The sequence below is a fragment of the Cohaesibacter haloalkalitolerans genome (genome assembly GCF_003574655.1).
Taxonomy (GTDB): Bacteria; Pseudomonadota; Alphaproteobacteria; order Rhizobiales; family Cohaesibacteraceae; genus Cohaesibacter; species Cohaesibacter haloalkalitolerans.
In genome coordinates this window covers 1-17,505 of sequence record NZ_QNUM01000007.1, presented here as the reverse complement: position 1 = coordinate 17,505, position 17,505 = coordinate 1, and the positions used below count along the sequence as shown (strand labels likewise).

General features: G+C 58.2%; 17 protein-coding genes. 16 read left to right on the top strand and 1 reads right to left on the bottom strand.

Annotated features, from left to right (window positions below; translation table 11 throughout):
• Nucleotides 1-117 precede the first annotated feature (117 nt).
• The 16 genes from DSL70_RS17220 to edd all read left to right on the top strand — a co-directional run bounded on the left by DSL70_RS17220 (nt 118) and on the right by edd (nt 17,223).
• Nucleotides 118-912 (top strand): IclR family transcriptional regulator, encoded by a 795-nt coding sequence (locus tag DSL70_RS17220; RefSeq protein ID WP_119309212.1) that lies wholly within the window; start codon nt 118-120, stop codon nt 910-912.
• Between the two features lie 99 nt (nt 913-1,011).
• Nucleotides 1,012-1,980, top strand: a complete 969-nt coding sequence (locus tag DSL70_RS17215; protein ID WP_119309211.1) for a tripartite tricarboxylate transporter substrate binding protein — start codon at nt 1,012-1,014, stop codon at nt 1,978-1,980.
• A 27-nt stretch (nt 1,981-2,007) separates the two neighbouring features.
• Entirely contained in the window at nt 2,008-2,493 is a 486-nt protein-coding gene (locus tag DSL70_RS17210) for a tripartite tricarboxylate transporter TctB family protein (RefSeq protein WP_119309210.1), read from the top strand.
• Complete coding sequence (locus DSL70_RS17205) at nt 2,487-4,001, top strand: tripartite tricarboxylate transporter permease (protein ID WP_205563315.1); 1,515 nt, start codon at nt 2,487-2,489, stop codon at nt 3,999-4,001. The genes DSL70_RS17210 and DSL70_RS17205 overlap by 7 nt, the downstream gene beginning before the upstream one ends.
• Nucleotides 4,002-4,059: 58 nt before the next feature.
• A complete protein-coding gene (locus tag DSL70_RS17200) occupies nt 4,060-5,034 on the top strand; it encodes a Bug family tripartite tricarboxylate transporter substrate binding protein (protein ID WP_119309208.1) in 975 nt (324 codons plus the stop codon).
• A gap of 209 nt (nt 5,035-5,243) precedes the next feature.
• Complete coding sequence (locus DSL70_RS17195; RefSeq protein ID WP_119309385.1) at nt 5,244-6,161, top strand: ribokinase; 918 nt, start codon at nt 5,244-5,246, stop codon at nt 6,159-6,161.
• A gap of 402 nt (nt 6,162-6,563) precedes the next feature.
• On the top strand, nt 6,564-7,325 hold the full coding sequence (locus tag DSL70_RS17190) for a FadR/GntR family transcriptional regulator (protein ID WP_119309207.1): 762 nt from the start codon (nt 6,564-6,566) through the stop codon (nt 7,323-7,325).
• Between the two features lie 95 nt (nt 7,326-7,420).
• Nucleotides 7,421-8,455 (top strand): TRAP transporter substrate-binding protein, encoded by a 1,035-nt coding sequence (locus DSL70_RS17185; RefSeq protein WP_119309206.1) that lies wholly within the window; start codon nt 7,421-7,423, stop codon nt 8,453-8,455.
• Nucleotides 8,456-8,570: 115 nt separating this feature from the next.
• Nucleotides 8,571-9,149, top strand: coding sequence for a TRAP transporter small permease subunit (locus tag DSL70_RS17180; RefSeq protein WP_119309384.1), 579 nt, complete (start codon nt 8,571-8,573; stop codon nt 9,147-9,149).
• Nucleotides 9,150-9,151: 2 nt separating this feature from the next.
• On the top strand, nt 9,152-10,480 hold the full coding sequence (locus DSL70_RS17175) for a TRAP transporter large permease (protein ID WP_119309205.1): 1,329 nt from the start codon (nt 9,152-9,154) through the stop codon (nt 10,478-10,480).
• An 86-nt stretch (nt 10,481-10,566) separates the two neighbouring features.
• Complete coding sequence (gene dgoD / locus DSL70_RS17170; RefSeq protein WP_119309383.1) at nt 10,567-11,715, top strand: galactonate dehydratase; 1,149 nt, start codon at nt 10,567-10,569, stop codon at nt 11,713-11,715.
• On the top strand, nt 11,709-12,350 hold the full coding sequence (locus DSL70_RS17165; RefSeq protein WP_119309204.1) for a 2-dehydro-3-deoxy-6-phosphogalactonate aldolase: 642 nt from the start codon (nt 11,709-11,711) through the stop codon (nt 12,348-12,350). The genes dgoD and DSL70_RS17165 overlap by 7 nt, the downstream gene beginning before the upstream one ends.
• On the top strand, nt 12,347-13,270 hold the full coding sequence (locus DSL70_RS17160) for a 2-dehydro-3-deoxygalactonokinase (protein WP_119309203.1): 924 nt from the start codon (nt 12,347-12,349) through the stop codon (nt 13,268-13,270). The genes DSL70_RS17165 and DSL70_RS17160 overlap by 4 nt, the downstream gene beginning before the upstream one ends.
• Before the next feature lie 12 nt (nt 13,271-13,282).
• Nucleotides 13,283-14,680, top strand: a complete 1,398-nt coding sequence (gndA, locus tag DSL70_RS17155) for an NADP-dependent phosphogluconate dehydrogenase (protein ID WP_119309202.1) — start codon at nt 13,283-13,285, stop codon at nt 14,678-14,680.
• Between the two features lie 104 nt (nt 14,681-14,784).
• Nucleotides 14,785-15,285 (top strand): gluconokinase, encoded by a 501-nt coding sequence (locus tag DSL70_RS17150; RefSeq protein ID WP_119309201.1) that lies wholly within the window; start codon nt 14,785-14,787, stop codon nt 15,283-15,285.
• Between the two features lie 123 nt (nt 15,286-15,408).
• Entirely contained in the window at nt 15,409-17,223 is a 1,815-nt protein-coding gene (gene edd, locus DSL70_RS17145) for a phosphogluconate dehydratase (RefSeq protein WP_119309200.1), read from the top strand.
• Between the two features lie 50 nt (nt 17,224-17,273).
• Here edd and DSL70_RS22450 read toward each other — a convergent pair.
• The coding region (locus tag DSL70_RS22450) for a hypothetical protein (RefSeq protein WP_205563314.1) at nt 17,274-17,505 on the bottom strand (232 nt) is incomplete at its 5' end.

The following is a 17,505-nucleotide window of genomic DNA, read 5'->3' as shown; positions in this document are numbered from 1 at the left end:
GCTTTTGGTCTGAGAAAATGAGAACGCGAACAGTTCAAATCGAGGGCGAGATCCTCTAATTGCGCGGCGATCGGGGGTCTCGGGTCTAGCGCCTCTTTAAAATGCTTGGAAAGAACAATGATCAAAACAATAGATGCTGGTGGAAATGAAGCGGGCGCAAAACTGTTTACAAAGATGATGACAGTGCTCAACTGTTTTACCCGTGCCAGAGGCCAATTGAGTATCAGTGAAATCGTGGAAGAGACGGGACTTCCGCGGACGACGGTGCACCGGATCGTGGCGTCTCTCAGAGATGTCGGCATGCTCGACCAGGACGGTCGGCGGCAGACCTATCGCCTTGGTTTGCAAATGTTTTACTTCGGTAGCGTGGTGATCGCCAATCTGGATCTGACCGGCAACTCCCGGCCGCACATCCTCTCTCTTCACCAGTTGACCGGCGAAGCGGTGCATCTGCATATATTCGACGGCAGCCATATGGTTTGCATCGAACGGGAAGAGATGGGCGAAAACCGCCTGACCACCCTGACAACCATCGAAGGCGCTCCGACCTATTGCACCAGCGTGGGCAAGGCTTTTCTGGCCTTTCAGGACGACAAGCTGGTCAACCGGATCGCGACGCAGGAAGGGCTCGAAGCCCGCACGGAAAAGACGATTACCGACCTCGCTGTACTTAAAGAGCAACTGGTCCTTGTGCGGGATCAGGGCTATGCCATTGATGACGAGGAAAACGAAATCGGCATCCGCTGCGTTGGTGCGCCGATCCGCGATTCACGCGGTCATGTCTTTGCGGCAGTGAGCGTTTCCGGCACGACAGACCGTATGCCAATGGCGCGCGTCCTCGGTTTGTCGGCTGCGGTCGTCAATACTGCTGACTCCATTTCCAAAAGTCTTGGTTGGAATCCGAATTTGTAGGTTAAAAAAATGGGTAATTGGTTTAATTCCGAAATGTGGGATTGAAATTGCATCGTTGATCGTTTATTCCTATTCTTATCGAAGAATGGGAGGTTTTCGATGATTCATCCCCGCAATACCCTTTTGCTGCTGGCCTGTGCGCCGGCAATGGTGGCAGCCGCCAGCGCTGCCGATTTTCCAACAAGACCAGTGACGATCATCGTTCCCGCCGCAGCTGGCGGCGGAGGCGATACCACATCCCGCATCCTTGCGCGCAGCATCGAGCAGGAAATGGGCTGGACGGTCAGTATCATCAATCAGGGACAAGGTGGAGGCGTGGTCGGTTTGACGAGCATGGTCAACGCCGCGCCCGATGGTTATACGATCGGTCTTCTGTTCCCCTATGCCGGTTACAAATACACCGGTCAGGCCACCTTCGAAGGATCGAACTTCTCGCCGATTGCCAACTTCAATGGTGACTCATCTTCGCTCGTCACGTCGGCATCCTCGCCGTTCAAGACCCTTGCCGAGGCGCTCGACGCGATCAAGGCCGACCCGGCCAAATACAAGATCCATTGCAGCGGTGGCTGTGGCAGCGTCTGGGACGTGCCGGTGGCTGGCATGATGATGGATTATGGTATCGATGTCGAAAAGATCACCTGGATTCCAGGGCAGGGCGCTGCCACCGGCTTGCAGGAACTGGCCTCTGGTGGCGTTGACTTCCAGACAGTGTCCCTGCCGGAAGCCTCGGCCCTTATGACCGCCGGTCTTGTCCGGGCGCTCGGCGTCCTCAGCCCCACTCCCGTGCCCGGCTTTGAAGATGTGACCCTTGCTGGCGATGTCGTCGGTCATCCAGTGGATGGAGGCACATGGCGCGCTCTTGGCGGCCCTGCCGGACTATCGGCCGAAATCGTCGGCACCTGGGAAGAGGCCGTAGAGAAGGCTGTTCAGTCGGAGAGTTTCAAGTCTGCGATGAAGACCGCCAATTTCGGCATCAAATGGATGAACACCGAAGATCTTGCCGCGCTGATGAAACGCCATGAAGAGGACACCGCCCGCGTGATGGCTGCCCTTGGTTACGGCAAATAGCAAGGTTCATTGCAAAGAGACAATCCAATGAAAGTCCATGACAGTATTGTTGGGCTTGTCGTCGCCATTCTGGGAGGGGCCATCGCGCTCTACTCCCAGAGTCTGGTGCCGCCGCGCCATTTGAACTACGGGCCGGGGTTCTTTCCTCTGCTCATCGGCATTGGTCTCCTGCTTGTCGGCGGGGGGCTGATGGTGCAGGGCTATGTCACCGGTCGCGGGCAGCCGCTGGTCCAGCGCCCACGCTGGCTGGCCAGCCGTGACTTTACCTTTCGGTTCTGGATCATTCCGATCGCGATTCTCTTCTATTGGCTGGCCGTAACGCCGCTTGGCTTCCTCGCCACATCGACAATTTTGCTCGCGATGATCCAGATAGCAAACGGAGTGCGCTGGAAGCTGGCGGTCACCGTTGCGCTGATCACTTCAGTGGTGGTGAACATCCTGTTCGCCTCCATCCTGCATGTGCCTCTGTCGTGGGGCCTGCTCACTCCAATTTCGGGATGGTTCATATGGTAGACGCTGGCTCAATTCTGGCGCAGCTCGCCGATCCATATCTGCTGCTGGTCATCATGGTGTCGGCGGCTTACGGGCTTGCAATCGGGTCCATTCCCGGCCTCACAGCACTGATGGCGACGGCTCTGCTTGTGCCCTTCATCATTTTCATGGCTCCGCTGCCGGCGATTGCCTCGATCATTACGGCGTCCGCGATGGCGATCTTTGCCGGAGATATTCCTGGTGCCTTGCTGCGCATGCCCGGCACACCGGCCTCGGCGGCCTATACCGACGATGCCTTCAAGCTGACCCGGCAGGGCAAGTCGGCAACGGCGCTCGGGGCTGGGCTGTTTGCCTCGGCCTTCGGCGGGGTGGCCAGCGCAACCATCCTGACGCTGGCCGCGCCGTGGCTTGCCCGGATCGCGCTGTCCTTCTCGAGTGTCGAATACTTTTGGCTTGGCGTTCTGGGGCTGAGTTGTGCCACCTTTGTGGCTGGACCTTCGCTGCTCAAGGGGCTTGCGTCGCTGTTGTTCGGCCTGTTTCTGGCCACCATGGGGCTTGATCCGATTTCCGGCATGCCGCGCTTCACCTTCGGTTCGACCAATCTGGTCGGCGGGCTGGGGCTCATTCCGGTGCTGATCGGTCTGTTTGCTGTCTCCGAACTGCTGCGCAACAGCTATGGGCAGGACAGGCAGATGTCTGAAAAGGCAAAGCCCACATCGATCCTCAAAACGGTTGTCAAGCTGATGTGGCCCCACAAGATCGGCCTGCTGCGCGGCAGTCTGCTCGGTACGATCGTCGGCTCGCTGCCCGGAGCCGGATCTGATATCGCCGCCTGGATTTCCTACGCGCTGGCCAAGAAGTCCTCAAAGCGCGGTGGCAGCGATACCGAAGAGGGCGCCGTCGAGCGGATCATGTCGGCCAGTGCAGCCAACAACGCCAGCCTCGGCGGGGCCTATATTCCGGCCACCGTGTTCGGTATCCCCGGCGATGCGATCACGGCCATAGTGATCAGCGTCATGTTCATCAAGGGGGTCAACCCCGGCCCGACGCTGTTTCTCAACCAGCCGCAGGTGATCTATGCGATCTTTGCGATCTTCTTTCTTGCAAACCTTCTGATGCTGCCGCTGGGGATAGCCTGCATCCGGGCCTTCGGGCTGATTCTGCGCCTGCCAACCAGCATCATCTCTCCGGTCATCCTGCTGTTCTGCATTCTGGGTGCCTTCTCCGTCGAGAATACCCTGTTCGCCGTTGGCCTTGTCGCACTGTTCGGCCTGCTTGGCTATGTGATGGAAGAGAATGAAGTGCCGCTCGCACCGGCCATTCTGGGGCTCATTCTCGGGCCGCTGCTCGAACAGACTTTCATGACCACGATGCTCAAATCCCAGGGCGATCTGGTGACATTCTTCAACCGACCGATTGGAGGAACGATCGGTGCTTTCACCATTCTCGTGTGGGCGCTGATCATCGGTCTCAAGCTCTTCGCCAACAGGGCGAAGACCGACGACTCTCTTGCCGACACCGCTGCCTGAGCGGTGCCGACAGGGCAATTTCATTTTTGAATAATCCTGTTGAGTGGAGGAGAATAACATGAACAGGTCCCGCAGACATTTCCGTACCCTTCTTTGCACCAGCGTATGTGCCGCCCTTCTGGCTGGCCCGGCTCTGGCCTGGCCCGATCAGCCCGTCAGCATGATTGTCGTCGCCGGCGCCGGTGGTGGCAGTGACTTCACCTTCCGGCTTCTGTCCCGCGAGCTGGAAGCCCAGACCAAGCAGCCGGTCAATGTGATCAACCAAGCTCAGGGCGGCGGCATCGTCGGCTACACCACCTATAGCTCTGCCAAGCCTGACGGCTATACCATGGGGCAGTTGTCGCCGTTTGCCCAGTTCAAGATCCTTGGCCAGGCCGACTTTACGGCCGAAAGCTTCACTCCGCTGTCGCTGGTCAACGTCGATCCGTCCGCCATTCATGTCGGCGTCAATTCTGCGCTGAAGTCTCTGGATGACATCGTTGCGGCTCTCAAGAAGGATCCGGCATCCCTTCGGATCTCCTGTGGCGGAACCTGCAGCGCCAGCTGGGACATTCCCTTTATCTCCCTGATGATGGCCGAAGACATCGATGTTGCCAAGATCAACCTCATTCCGGCGGCAGGGTCCGCCGCTGGCCTTCAGGAACTGGCCTCGGGCGGCATGGATGTCGTGCTTTGCTCCATTCCGGAAACCGATGCCCTGACCGATGCTGGCATGGTCAAGACCGTTGCTGTTCTTTCCAGCGATCGCCTGGAACGCTATCCGGACGTACCGACCGCCAAGGAAATCACCGGCAAGGATGTGACCGGTGGTACATGGCGCGGCGTGGCTGGTCCTGCCGGGATGGATCCTGCTCTGGTCAAGGAAATCGAGGCCCAGCTGAAAACGGCCTATGAATCCGAAAGCTTCCAGAAAGGCATGAAGGATCGCGGCTTCGGCACCCAGTATATGGATTCTGCAGGTTTTGCCGCCTTCATCAAGCAGCATGAAACCCAAACCAGGGATGTCATGACCGCGCTTGGTGTCGGCAAGTAAACCACCCGATAGCACGAGAATACCTCCCGGAGCTGGTCATTGCCGCCAGCTCCCCCACTTTCGGCGGGTTGTTTGCGGTTTTGGTGCAAGCGGCCCGCCGATTTTTCAATCCAGTCAATGATCCTGTCTGTCGCCCCGGCCTTAGACGTCGCCGGACGAGTGCGAACAGTTGATGTATGGAAAATGGCCAAGATGCCAAGGAGACGAGCATGAGCATCACGGTTTTCGGGTCGGTCAATCTGGACCTGACCGTTTCGGTTCACCATTTGCCAATTGCTGGCGAAACCAGCCATGCGGCGGGCTTCCAGACAGGGCTGGGTGGCAAGGGTGCCAATCAGGCCGTTGCCGCCACCCGGCTGGCCAAATGTCCCGTCAAATTCGTCGCGGCGGTCGGGGAAGACAGCTTCGCCGACAAGCTGCGGGCCGATCTTCAGAAAATGACTGTCGATACTGCCAATCTGGTGACAATGAAGGGAGCCGAGAGCGGCATTGCCCTTATCCATGTCGACCAGAGTTCGCAGAATTCCATTACCGTCGTTGGCGGGGCAAACATGGCCTGGCCGGATGCCGGGCCCTGCGCGGACGTTTTCAAGGGCTGCAAGGTGGCGCTTTTTCAGCTGGAAACGCCAATTCCGGCAACGCTCGCGGCAATGCGTGCGGCGAGGGCAGCCGGAGCCGTGGTGATCCTTGATCCGGCTCCGATCGCGGAGGGACACATGGAGGCGCTGATTGCCGAAGCGGACATCGTGACACCGAATGAAACCGAAACCGCCGCCATCACCGGTACGATGCCCGGCAATTTTCTGGAAGCCCAGACCTTGGCCAAAAGCCTTGTCGCCATGGGGCCGAAGGTCGCCATCGTCAAGCTTGGTGCCAAGGGGCTTGCCTATGCCTCAAGACATGATGGTGAGGGAGTCATCAAGCCCTATTTCGTCAAGGCGATTGATACGGTTGCCGCAGGGGACAGCTTCAACGGCGGGCTGGCTGCCGCTCTTGCCGAGGGCTGGAGCTTGCAGGATGCCCTGAAATTTGCCGCGGCGGCGGGCGCCCTGGCGACAACCCGGCGCGGGGCAGGGGAAGCCGTGCCGTCGCGCCAGGAGGTTGACGATTTGGTCGCCGCCAACTGATCAAGTCTCGATTGTGATCATCGTCCAAGGCTCGGAATCATGATGGCTTCCGGGCCTTGCTTGTTTGACCGAGGACGCTGGCGGGCAAGGGGCGCATTTCTTGAAGAGCATGATTCGCGATGCGGCCTTGGCTCGGTGTTTTAGGCCGGTTTCCGAGGTAGAGCGGCTGGAAAGGCCTGCAATCAGACCTCAAAGGCCTGATGCGAGCCTTCATTTTAAGCATAGTTGTCTTGAAAGATCACATGCCACCTTCCGCTCATGTCTTGCTTGGTGTAGCTGGAATGTGCCGGATTTCGGGGATTTCTCCTCACGGACTGACAAATGAACATCTTTGTCTGATTTAGATGTTGCAAATGTCAGACAATTGAACTAACTTGATCTGACAATGAGTGGAACAACACGATGAACAACAGTGTGGAAATATCAAAAACAAACAGCTCGAAAGCCGTAGGTGGCCAGCTTGCTGATGAGCTTGCAAAGCTCGTTTTTGATGGCTCTTTGGCTCCGGGGGATACATTGCCGCCCGAAACCGAGCTGGCAACGTCCTACCAGATAAGCCGGGCATCTGTTCGCTCGGCCCTTCAGATGATGGAGACGTTGGGCATTGTGGCACGTCGGGCAGGGCGTGGAACCACGGTTCAGGAGTTCCGGGAATGGAATTTTCTGGATGGGCAGGTCAGCCAGTGGATTGCTGACTATGCCGCGCCGAACCTTGGGGTTCTGCGTGACGTGTTCGAATTTCGCTGCACGACCGAACCACTCATCGCATCGCTGGCAACGAAGCGTGCAACCGCGCGCGACCTGCTGGCCATGGAGGATGCCTTCAACATCATGGAGGCAAACTGGGAAAGACGCGCATCATTGGGTGAGCGGGAATGCTTTTCCAATGCCGACATCGCCTTCCACGAGGCGATCTATCGGGCGACGCATAATCTGGTTTGGGCGCAGATCGTTCATATTTTGCGCCCGGCAATCTTGCTGGTCATCAAGACCAGTAACGAGACAGCGGAAGAGCTTCGTGAGAGTCTGGAGCGCCATCGCCGTTTGATGGAGGCCATCCGGATGCGGGATTCCGAGGCTGCGTATGTAGCCGCAACGCGCATACTGTCTCAGACAGGCTACGATTTGGGATTTGAGGAAACCCCAGGAGAGAAAGAAACCTAGAGCACGATTGCTGTGGGGTCCTGGAGGGGGGCTTATTTCCCGGAGTGTTTTGAAACGCCGGCTTGATTGGTCGGCAATGAGCAAGGAGGACTCATATGTCTTTGTCAAAACTGCTTCGCGCAAGTGGGGGATTGATCGTTGGTGCCGCTCTCGGCCTCGTAATGGCTCATCAGGCCATTGCTGCCGAATATGAGTGGACTTTCCAGACTTCGGAAAACACCGGCGAACCACAGTTCGAGATCAAGAAACTTTGGGCCAGCAATATCGAAAAGATCACCGATGGCCGCGTCAAGATCGAGATCCTGCCAACCGGCGCTGTTGTTCCGCACAACCAGACCCTTGATGCAGTGCGCTCCGGCATTCTGCAGGGCCATCTCACCGACCCGAGCTATTTCTCTGGTATCGATCCTGCCTTCTCCATGCTTGGCAACCTGGTTGGCGCATGGGGCGACCCGCTCGAATTCCTGGAATACATGAAATACGGCGGCGGCGAAGAACTCTATAACGAACTGGTCGAGCCTTACAACGTGCATCTTATTGGTGCAGCTGCAACCGGTCTGGAAGCCTTTGTTACCAAGAAGCCGATCCGCACCGTTGCTGACCTCAAGGGCCTGAAAGTCCGCGCTCCTGAAGGCATGGTTTATGAGATCTTCTCCAAGGCTGGCGCTTCACCTGTGAACCTGCCGGGCTCCGAAGTCTACACCGGTCTTGAAAAAGGCGTGATCGACGCCGCCGACTACACCGTCTTCTCCACCAACCAGGCTCAGGGGCTGCACCAGTTCGCACGCTATCCGAACTATCCGGGCTTCCACTCCCTGCCTATGGTTGCCGTTTCCATCAACAAGGAAATCTGGGACGGTCTGCCGGAAGACATCAAGACTGCCATGGAAGTTGCTACCGACGATCTTGCCTATGATCTGGTCTTCAAGCTGAAGGCTCGCGATCTGGACGCCGTCGCCGAAGCCCGCGCTGATCCGAATATCGAGATCATCGACATGGCTCCGGAAGAACGCAAGAAATTCCGTAACATCGCCAAGGAAGAATGGGCCAACTGGGCCAAGAAGAACGAGCTGACCCAGAAAGTCTATGACTCGGTCGTTGCCTTCCTGACGAAACGGGACCTGATGTAAAAGACCCCGATGTCCGGCGGGGTCCTCCCGCCGGACGATTGCTCGATTTCTGGTGTCACGTCTGACGTGTCTCGAGCAGATGCGTCGCATGGCCGATCCTGCGAAAGTTTCTCAAATGTCAATTGATTCCAACACTCCCGCTACGGCAGAGCCGGTCGGCGTGGATGGTGAGATCCGCACGCCGCTTGATGCTGCCATCGACTGGTGCGGACGCGGCCTGGCCTGGCTGGTTTTCCTGGCCATGGTTATCAGCGTTACCGAAGTTATCAGCCGGTATGTCTTCGATAGCCCCACCTCATGGGTACACGAGACCACGGTTTTCATGATCGCGATCATTTTTGCTCTGGGCGGCCCGATCGCTCTTGCGCGTGACAAACACATCCGAGTTCGCATTCTTTACGATACGGTGTCCGAAAAAGTCCGCAAAAGGCTCGATGTCTTCAACAGCATCATCACCTTCCTCTTCTCCATCGCCATGTCCTACGCCGCCTTCGTCCTTTTCTGGCGCGCTTCGCACAATCCGTCCGGTGCATGGCAACTGGAACGGTCTGGCACCAGCTGGAACCCGCCGTTCCCCGCCCTCACCAAGGGCATCATCCTCATGGCTCTGGCCATCATGACAGTGCAGTCCATCCTGCATGTCATCAAGGCAATCCGCGCAGTCAATGAAAACAAAAAGAATGAGGAGAGCTGATCATGGGTGGTCTTGGCCTGCAAGCCCTGGGTATTGAATGGGGCACATATGTACTCGTCGGTAGCATCTTCCTTCTGCTGCTTACCGGCCTTCCTCTCGCATTCGTCACCGGTCTCGTCGCTCTGGTCTTCACCGTCGGCTGGTTCGGTCCCAACGCAATTCCTCTCGTCATCAGCCGCGTCTATGGCTTTGTCACGGAATATTCCCTTGTCGCGGTGCCGATGTTCGTCTTCATGGCGTCATTGTTAGACCGATCGGGAATAGCCAAGGATCTGTTCTCGGGCATGAGAGTGCTCGCAGGGCGTCTTCCTGGCGGTGTTGCCATCCAGACCCTGATCGTGTCGGTCTTTCTGGCTGCCATGTCCGGCATCATTGGTGGCGAAATCGTTCTTCTGGGTATCCTTGCCCTGCCACAGATGCTGCGCCTGGGCTATGATCGCAAGATCGCCATCGGCGTGGTCTGCGGTGGTGGTTCGCTGGGCACCATGATCCCGCCGTCCATCGTGCTGATCATCTATGGTCTCATCGCGTCTGTTTCCATCGCCGACCTCTTCACGGCTGCCATCATTCCGGGTGTCATGCTTGCCGGTCTCTATATGGCTTACGTGCTTGGGCGCTGCCTGCTCAATCCCGAACTGGCTCCGCCGATGGCTCCGATGCCTCCTGAAGAGCGCAAGGTCGCCCGCCGTCAGGCCATCAAGTCGATCCTGCTGCCCGCTGCCATCGCTTTCATGGTGCTGGGCACCATCTACGCCGGTATCGCTTCTGTTACGGAAGCCGCTGCCATGGGTGTGTTCGGTGTGCTCGCTGCAACGGCTCTTCGCCGCGAACTCGACTTCAAGCTCATCCATCAGAGCGTCATGCAAACCATGACCACCTGCGGCATGATCGTCTGGATCGGTGTTGGTGCGGCCACTCTGGTTGGTGTCTACAACCTGATGGGCGGTAACCGCTTCGTCTCCAACACCATCCTCGGTCTGGATGCAGCGCCGGTCGTGATCATTCTGGTCATGATGCTGATCCTGCTTGTCCTCGGCCTGTTCCTCGACTGGATTGGCATTGCGATGTTGACCCTGCCGATCTTCGTGCCGATCATCATTCAGCTTGGCTATGACCCTATCTGGTTTGGTGTGCTGTTCGCGATCAACATGCAGGTTTCCTTCCTCAGCCCGCCATTTGGTCCTGCGGCCTTCTATCTGAAGGGTGTGGCGCCGCCGGAAATCTCGCTGGGCGATATTTTCGCCTCCCTGTGGCCATTCATCCTCATGCAGTTAACGGTTCTGGCCATCATGCTCTCCTTCCCGGACCTCGTGTTGTGGATGGTGAACTAACAGACTGAAGCATCACCGGTCCGGCACCGCACATTATGAGCCAACCGCCGGACCGGCTCCGAACTCTCCCAAAGGCGGATGATGAAATGAAAATCACGAATGTAAAAACATGGCTGGTGCCTCCCCGCTGGATGTTTGTAAAAATCGAAACGGATGAAGGCGTCAGCGGCTGGGGTGAACCCGTCATCGAGGGCCGCGCCCGCACGGTTAAGGCTGCTGTCGAGGAAATGGCCGAAGAGCTGATTGGCCGCGACCCGCGCCACATCCAGGATATCTGGCAGATGCTCTACAGGACCGGCTTCTACCGCGGCGGCCCGATTCTCATGTCAGCCATCGCCGGCATCGATCAGGCCCTGTGGGACATCAAGGGCAAGGCTCTGGGCGTTCCTGTGCATGAACTGCTCGGCGGCAAGCTGCGCGACAAGATGCGCATGTATTGCTGGATTGGCGGGGACCGCCCCAACGACGTCGGTCGTCAGGCCAAGGAAGTGGTCGCCAGCGGCTTCACCGCCTTCAAGATGAACGGCACGCCGGAAATGGCCTTCGTCGACAGCCACGCCAAGATTGATGATGCCGTTGCGCGCGTTGCCGAAGCCCGGCAGGCCGTCGGCCCGGATGTCGGCATTGCCATCGACTTCCACGGTCGCGTCCATCGCCCGATGGCCAAGGCCCTGTTGCGCGAACTGGAACAGTATCACCCGATGTTCGTTGAAGAGCCGGTGCTGACCGAGCATCTGTCCTGCCTCAAGGAAATCGGCGGCGGGCTTGGCTATCCAATCGCCTCGGGCGAACGCATCTTCTCCCGCTACGGCTTCCGCGATGTGCTGGAACAGCGCATGGTCGACATCATCCAGCCGGACCTCAGCCACTGCGGCGGCCTCACCGAGGTGTTCAAGGTTGCCGCCATGGCTGAAGCCTATGACGTTGCTGTTGCTCCGCATTGCCCGCTTGGCCCATGCACCCTGGCAGCTTCCCTGCATCTTGACTTTGTCTCCTACAATGCCTTCATTCAGGAACAGTCCATGGGCATCCACTATAATGTCGGCAACGACGTGCTCGACTATATGGTTGATCCGAGCCCGCTGACCATTGTCGATGGCTATGTCCATGCTCTGACCGGTCCGGGCCTTGGTGTCGAGATCAACGAGGAGTATGTCATTGAGCGCTCCAAGGAAGGGCACAACTGGCGCAACCCGATCTGGCGTCATGAAGACGGGAGTGTGGCAGAATGGTAGGAGCCTTCAAGGACACGTTCGAGACCGCCTTTGCCAGCATGCCCCTTGTGGCCATCCTGCGCGGCGTTCCGGCCGAACGTGCCAAAACCCTCCTCGGCATCCTTGTCGAGGAAGGCTTCACCCTCATCGAAGTGCCGCTGACCTCTTCGGATGCGACAAACGCCATCAGGGAAATGGTTGAGGCTGCTCCCGAAGGCATTATGATTGGTGCCGGAACGGTGCTGAGCCCCGAGGACACTCAGGCTGTATATGATGCCGGAGCGCAGTTTATCGTAACACCCAATACTGATCCGGACGTTATCCGCAAGGCAAACGCGCTTGGCATGCCGTCCTGCATCGGTTGCCTGACGCCGACCGAAGCCCTACTGGCAACCCGCTCGGGTGCAACCGTGCTCAAATTCTTCCCCGCCGCCCGGTTTGGCGGTCAATATATCAAGGACGTCAAGGTTGTCCTGCCACCCGCCATGCGCGTTCTTGCCGTTGGCGGTGTGGGGCCTGACCAGTTCGAGGAATATGTCGCCGCAGGCGCAGCCGGGTTCGGCATCGGTTCCGATCTGTGGAAGCCGGGACGGACTGACGAAGAAGTCAGAAATGCAGCCCGTGCTCTGGTAAGCAAATGGAAGGGCATGAAATGACCAACAAGCTGATCATTGTCGACTGGGGCACCACCTCCTTCAGGGCGTGGCTGCTGGAAGCCGACACGGGCACCATTCTTGCCGAAATCACCGAAGGCAAGGGCATGCGGGCGTTGCAGCGCAGCGAATTCGCCGACTATGCCAGAAGCCAGCTCGATGGCTGGCGTGCTGACAGCGCCGAGACCATTCCGGTTTATCTTGCCGGTATGGTCGGGGCGCCCCAGGGCTGGCAACAGGCACCGCAACCACCGCTGCCGATGCGGGGCGAGGAGCTTGTCCGCGATATTGTGCCTGTTGCCGATATGGCCGATACCTACATCATCCCCGGCGTTCGCCAGTCCGGAGCGCCACAGGACGCCGACGTCATTCGTGGCGAGGAGGTCCAGATCTTTGGAGCCTTGGCAAGCCTTGGCCTTGAGAGCGGACTGGTTTGCCTGCCCGGCACCCACAGCAAATGGTGCGAAGTGCAGGATGGTGTCTTCACCCGGTTCCATACCTCGATGACAGGGGAAGTTTACGAGGTGATGAGCAAACACTCGATCCTCGGCCTGATGGCTGACCCGTCTGCAGAGTTCGACTCGGATGGCTTTGAAAAGGGCCTCGCGCAGGTGGAAGGAGCCGGTGGACTGCTCAACCACCTGTTCAAGGCTCGGGCACGGGTGCTCTATGGCGATCTTGAACAGTCCCAGACCGCCAGTTTCCTGTCCGGCATGCTCATTGGCTCGGAAATCCGGGCTATGCGCGCCATTTATGAATGCGAAGGCAGAGAAATTTTGCTTGTTTGTGCCGACCGGCTAGCAAAGCCCTACAGCCATGCGCTGACCCATATGGGCTTGTCCAGCCGACACATATCCTCCAAGGATGCAACGCTCGCCGGGGTTCGCGCTCTGGCAGCCCTGCATGGCGTAAACAGCAAGTAAAGGTGAAATTCGATGCAAACCCGCACACTCGCAGACATTGCCATTATTGGACTCGGTGTCATGGGGCGCAATCTCGCGCTCAACTTCGTTGACCACGGGTTCTCCGTTTCCGCTTACGATGCCTTCCCCGAGGCATTGGAAGGGGCGCGTGAGGCGCTGGGTGCGAGTGTCGGGCTGCACGACAGCCTTGAAGGTCTTGTGGCCTCTTTGAAAAAACCGGCCCGGATCCTGATGATGATCAAGGCCGGAGAGCCGGTGGACGAGATGATCGCCCGCTTGTCTCCTCTGCTGTCTGCAGGGGATATCGTGATGGACGGGGGCAACTCCTTTTATCGGGATACGGAGCGCCGCGCCGCGCTGCTCGAAGCCAGAGATCTTGTCTTCGTGGGTCTAGGGGTCTCCGGAGGAGAAACCGGCGCGCGCTTTGGGCCAGCTCTCATGGCGGGTGGTGATCGCGAGGCGCTTGCCCATGTTGATGACCTGTTCTCGGCCATTGCCGCCAAGGCTCCTGATGGTGAGGCCTGCTATGCCGCCCACGGGGCTGGCGGAGCAGGGCACTTTGTCAAGACCGTACACAACGGAATCGAATATGCCCAGATGCAGATTCTGGCGGAAGCCTATCTGCTGCTGTCTGGGCCTGCCGGGCGCGACCACGGACAAATTTCCTCCCTCTTTTCCAGATGGAATCGTGGCCCGGCAGCTTCCTATCTTCTTGAAATCTCTGCAGACATTGCCAATACCATCGATCCGGAAACGGATCGCCCGATCCTCGAAATCATCAAGGATGCGGCAGGACATAAGGGCACTGGCCGCTGGACAACTGAAGCCGGACTTGAATATGGCGTGGCCATACCGACGATTGCTGCCGCCTTTCTGGCCCGGGCGCTTTCGGGCCGTGAGCGCCTTGCGCTTGAAAAACGCCTGTCTCCGTTGCAGGCTATCGATGGTGAAGCCATGGCCGAGCAGATCGGCGCGGCGTTGCCTGCTGCCATGCTCGCTTGTTATATTCAGGGGCTTGAGCTGATTGCGGCTGCTTCCAAAGCCAATGGTTGGAACACGGATCTTGCCGCAGTCGCCCGCGGCTGGCGTGCCGGTTGCATCATCCGTTCGGTCATGCTGGACCCGATCGCCTCCATGCCTCAGGACACCGATATGCTGGCAAGCTCCTTTGCCGGTGGCGTCCTCAATGCTTCTGAAACGGCGATGCGGGCCGTTGCGGGCGTTGCTGCTGCCACGGGAACACCGATTCCCTGCTTCTATTCCGCCCTGTCCTGGCTTGATGGACGGCGCAGCCAGTGTGTCGGTGCCAATCTCATTCAAGGGCAGCGCGATTATTTCGGCGCCCACACCTTTGAACGCACAGATCGTTCCGGGCATTTCCACTTCGACTGGAACGTGACGCCGGAATGATCTGAATGCGTGAGCGACCGGAAGCCAAAACCAAATAAGAAAAACAATAGGAAGAGACGCCTGTCGTCTGCAACGCAACGAAACGAGACTGTGAGGCCAGAGAAATGATTATCGTGGTCATGGGAATTTCCGGAAGCGGAAAATCGACACTTGGACAGCTGCTGGCTGACCATCTGAATGTTCCGTTTGAAGAGGGCGATGCCTATCATTCAGAGGCGAATGTCAAGAAGATGGCCGCCGGAATCCCGCTGACGGACGATGATCGCAAGCCTTGGCTGGAAACCCTGGCCTCCGCCATGCGCCAATGGGATGCCAACGGCGAGACGCGGGTACTCAGCTGTTCGTCCTTGCGCAAATCCTACCGGGACATCTTCCGGGCTGCGACAACGAACCTGCGCTTCATCTTTCTGGATGGCGCCAAGGAGCTTGTCCGTGCCCGAATGGCCGAGCGGCGCAGCCATTTCATGCCGGTCAAACTGATCGAAAGCCAGATCGCCGCATTGGAAGTGCCCGATGGCGAGACTGATGTCATTCGTATCGACATTTCCAGAGACCCCGAAGCCATGGCCGCCGAATTGCTCGGCAAGGTCAAACCGCTTCTCTGAAGCACGCAAAGACGCACCCGGCAGCGGGCGAAGGCCAGTCATTCGCCCCACCGGAGCGCACTTCTCATCAGACCTCATATCCCGGCCCTGCAACGAGGGCCACTACAGGACCAGGAGACAACCATGAGCAAACCGCTTCATGACACCTTGAAACGTGTGACCGACCGCATCATGGATCGCAGCCGCGACAGTCGCGCCGCCTATCTTGCCAAGGTCGAGGCTGCAAAGAAGAAAGGCCCGGGTCGTGCGCATCTGGCCTGTGGCAACCTTGCTCATGCCTTTGCAGCATCCCCCGAGATGGACAAGCCGGACCTCGCCAGCGCCCGGGTCCCCAATCTGGGTATCGTCACCGCCTATAACGACATGCTCTCTGCCCACCAGCCCTATGAACATTATCCGCAGCTCATTCGGGAGACCGCGCGCAGCTTTGGTGGCACCGCGCAGGTTGCCGGTGGTGTGCCGGCCATGTGCGATGGCGTCACCCAGGGGCAGGATGGCATGGATATTTCGCTGTTCTCGCGCGACCTGATCGCCATGGCCACCGGCGTTGCGCTCTCTCATGATGTTTTCGACAGCACGGTTTTCCTCGGCGTCTGCGACAAGATTGTCCCCGGTCTCGTCATCGGTGCGGCCACATTTGGCCATCTGCCCGCGGTATTTCTGCCCGCAGGTCCGATGACAACAGGGCAGGGCAACGAGGAAAAGACCAAGGTGAGGCAGGACTATGCCAAGGGTCTTGTGGGGCGGGATGCCTTGCTGGCCTCCGAAATGGCCTCCTATCACGGCGCGGGCACCTGCACTTTCTATGGAACGGCCAACTCGAATCAGATGTTGATGGAGTTCATGGGCCTGCATATGCCGGGCACCAGTTTCATCAACCCGGGCACCGAGCTGCGCGATGCTGTCACCCGAGCTGCCGTCAAGCGCGCGCTTTCCATCACCGCCAGTGGCGATGACTATCGGCCGGTTGCGGATATTCTGGACGCGCGAGCCTTTGTCAACGGCATGGTCGGCCTCAACGCCACCGGCGGCTCCACCAACCTGCTCATCCATCTTGTCGCCATGGCCAAGGCTGCCGGGTTGATCATCAGTCTGGAAGACTTCGAAGCGATATCGGAAGTGACACCGCTTCTCGCCCGTGTCTATCCGAACGGTTTGGCCGATGTGAATATGTTCCATGCTGCAGGCGGTCTGGGCGTGGTCATCGGGCAGTTGTTGAGCGATGGGCTTTTGCATGACGAGGTGACAACTGTAGTCGGCGAGAGCATGCAGGACTATACACGCGAGCCGCACCTTGATGCCAATGGCGAGGCTGAGTGGCGAGAGGGCGCGGGGGCATCGCTGGATGACAAGATCATCCGAGCCATCAGCAATCCGTTTCAAAGCAAGGGAGGGCTCAGGAAACTCGTCGGTTCTCTTGGAACGGCAGTCATGAAGGTTTCGGCGGTAGCTCCAGAGCGCCATGTCATTGAGGCACCGGTGCGACTCTTTCAGGATCAGGGGGCTGTCAAGGACGCCTTCAAGAATGGCGAGTTTACTTCGGACACCATTGTTGTGGTGCGGTTCCAGGGGCCAAAGGCCAACGGTATGCCGGAACTGCATAGCCTGACGCCTCTCCTGGGCATCTTGCAGGAGAGGGGGCTCAAGGTGGCTCTGGTTACCGATGGTCGGATGTCCGGGGCGTCAGGCAAGGTCCCGGCCGCGATTCATGTTTGCCCCGAAGCGTTGGATGGTGGTCCGATTGCGAAACTGCGTGATGGCGATGTGGTCCGCGTGGATGCTGCGGCAGGCAAACTGGAGATCCTCGATCCGACCGTTCTTGAGCGAGAAGCGGTGAGTGCAGACCTGTCTGCCCAGCATGTTGGCATGGGCCGTGAATTGTTTGCCACTTTCCGTGCTTCCGTCAGCTCGGTGGAAACCGGCGCAACGCAATTTTAATGCCCCGAAAGTCAGGAGAAAAGAGGCCATACAATACGCAATTCCCCTTGTTAAAAACCTAAAGCGTTGGAATTATTGTATAATTTGTATGTTTGGGGATTTCTTATGAAGGATGTCATAAAAATGTATTTTATTGTTTGACTCTGATTGGGGTGGGGTCTATAAGTCCGTTCATCGACAGCGGCGGCGCTGCTGGCGGCGGGGCGGTTCGCCTCAAAATTTGGAATTTGGCGAGTGATTAGGTGCTTGCTTTGAGTTCTGAGAAAAGGCTTTTGGTCTTTT

Excerpts from the sequence above, each read along its gene's own strand:
- DSL70_RS17185 (WP_119309206.1), top strand. The coding sequence starts at position 7,421 with ATGTCTTTGTCAAAACTGCTTCGCGCAAGTGGGGGATTGATCGTTGGT.
- DSL70_RS17215 (WP_119309211.1), top strand. The coding sequence starts at position 1,012 with ATGATTCATCCCCGCAATACCCTTTTGCTGCTGGCCTGTGCGCCGGCA.
- DSL70_RS17210 (WP_119309210.1), top strand. The coding sequence starts at position 2,008 with ATGAAAGTCCATGACAGTATTGTTGGGCTTGTCGTCGCCATTCTGGGA.
- DSL70_RS17150 (WP_119309201.1), top strand. The coding sequence starts at position 14,785 with ATGATTATCGTGGTCATGGGAATTTCCGGAAGCGGAAAATCGACACTT.
- DSL70_RS17190 (WP_119309207.1), top strand. The coding sequence starts at position 6,564 with ATGAACAACAGTGTGGAAATATCAAAAACAAACAGCTCGAAAGCCGTA.
- DSL70_RS17180 (WP_119309384.1), top strand. The coding sequence starts at position 8,571 with ATGTCAATTGATTCCAACACTCCCGCTACGGCAGAGCCGGTCGGCGTG.
- gndA (WP_119309202.1), top strand. The coding sequence starts at position 13,283 with ATGCAAACCCGCACACTCGCAGACATTGCCATTATTGGACTCGGTGTC.
- DSL70_RS17175 (WP_119309205.1), top strand. The coding sequence starts at position 9,152 with ATGGGTGGTCTTGGCCTGCAAGCCCTGGGTATTGAATGGGGCACATAT.
- DSL70_RS17165 (WP_119309204.1), top strand. The coding sequence starts at position 11,709 with ATGGTAGGAGCCTTCAAGGACACGTTCGAGACCGCCTTTGCCAGCATG.
- DSL70_RS17160 (WP_119309203.1), top strand. The coding sequence starts at position 12,347 with ATGACCAACAAGCTGATCATTGTCGACTGGGGCACCACCTCCTTCAGG.
- edd (WP_119309200.1), top strand. The coding sequence starts at position 15,409 with ATGAGCAAACCGCTTCATGACACCTTGAAACGTGTGACCGACCGCATC.
- DSL70_RS17200 (WP_119309208.1), top strand. The coding sequence starts at position 4,060 with ATGAACAGGTCCCGCAGACATTTCCGTACCCTTCTTTGCACCAGCGTA.
- DSL70_RS17220 (WP_119309212.1), top strand. The coding sequence starts at position 118 with ATGATCAAAACAATAGATGCTGGTGGAAATGAAGCGGGCGCAAAACTG.
- DSL70_RS17205 (WP_205563315.1), top strand. The coding sequence starts at position 2,487 with ATGGTAGACGCTGGCTCAATTCTGGCGCAGCTCGCCGATCCATATCTG.
- dgoD (WP_119309383.1), top strand. The coding sequence starts at position 10,567 with ATGAAAATCACGAATGTAAAAACATGGCTGGTGCCTCCCCGCTGGATG.
- DSL70_RS17195 (WP_119309385.1), top strand. The coding sequence starts at position 5,244 with ATGAGCATCACGGTTTTCGGGTCGGTCAATCTGGACCTGACCGTTTCG.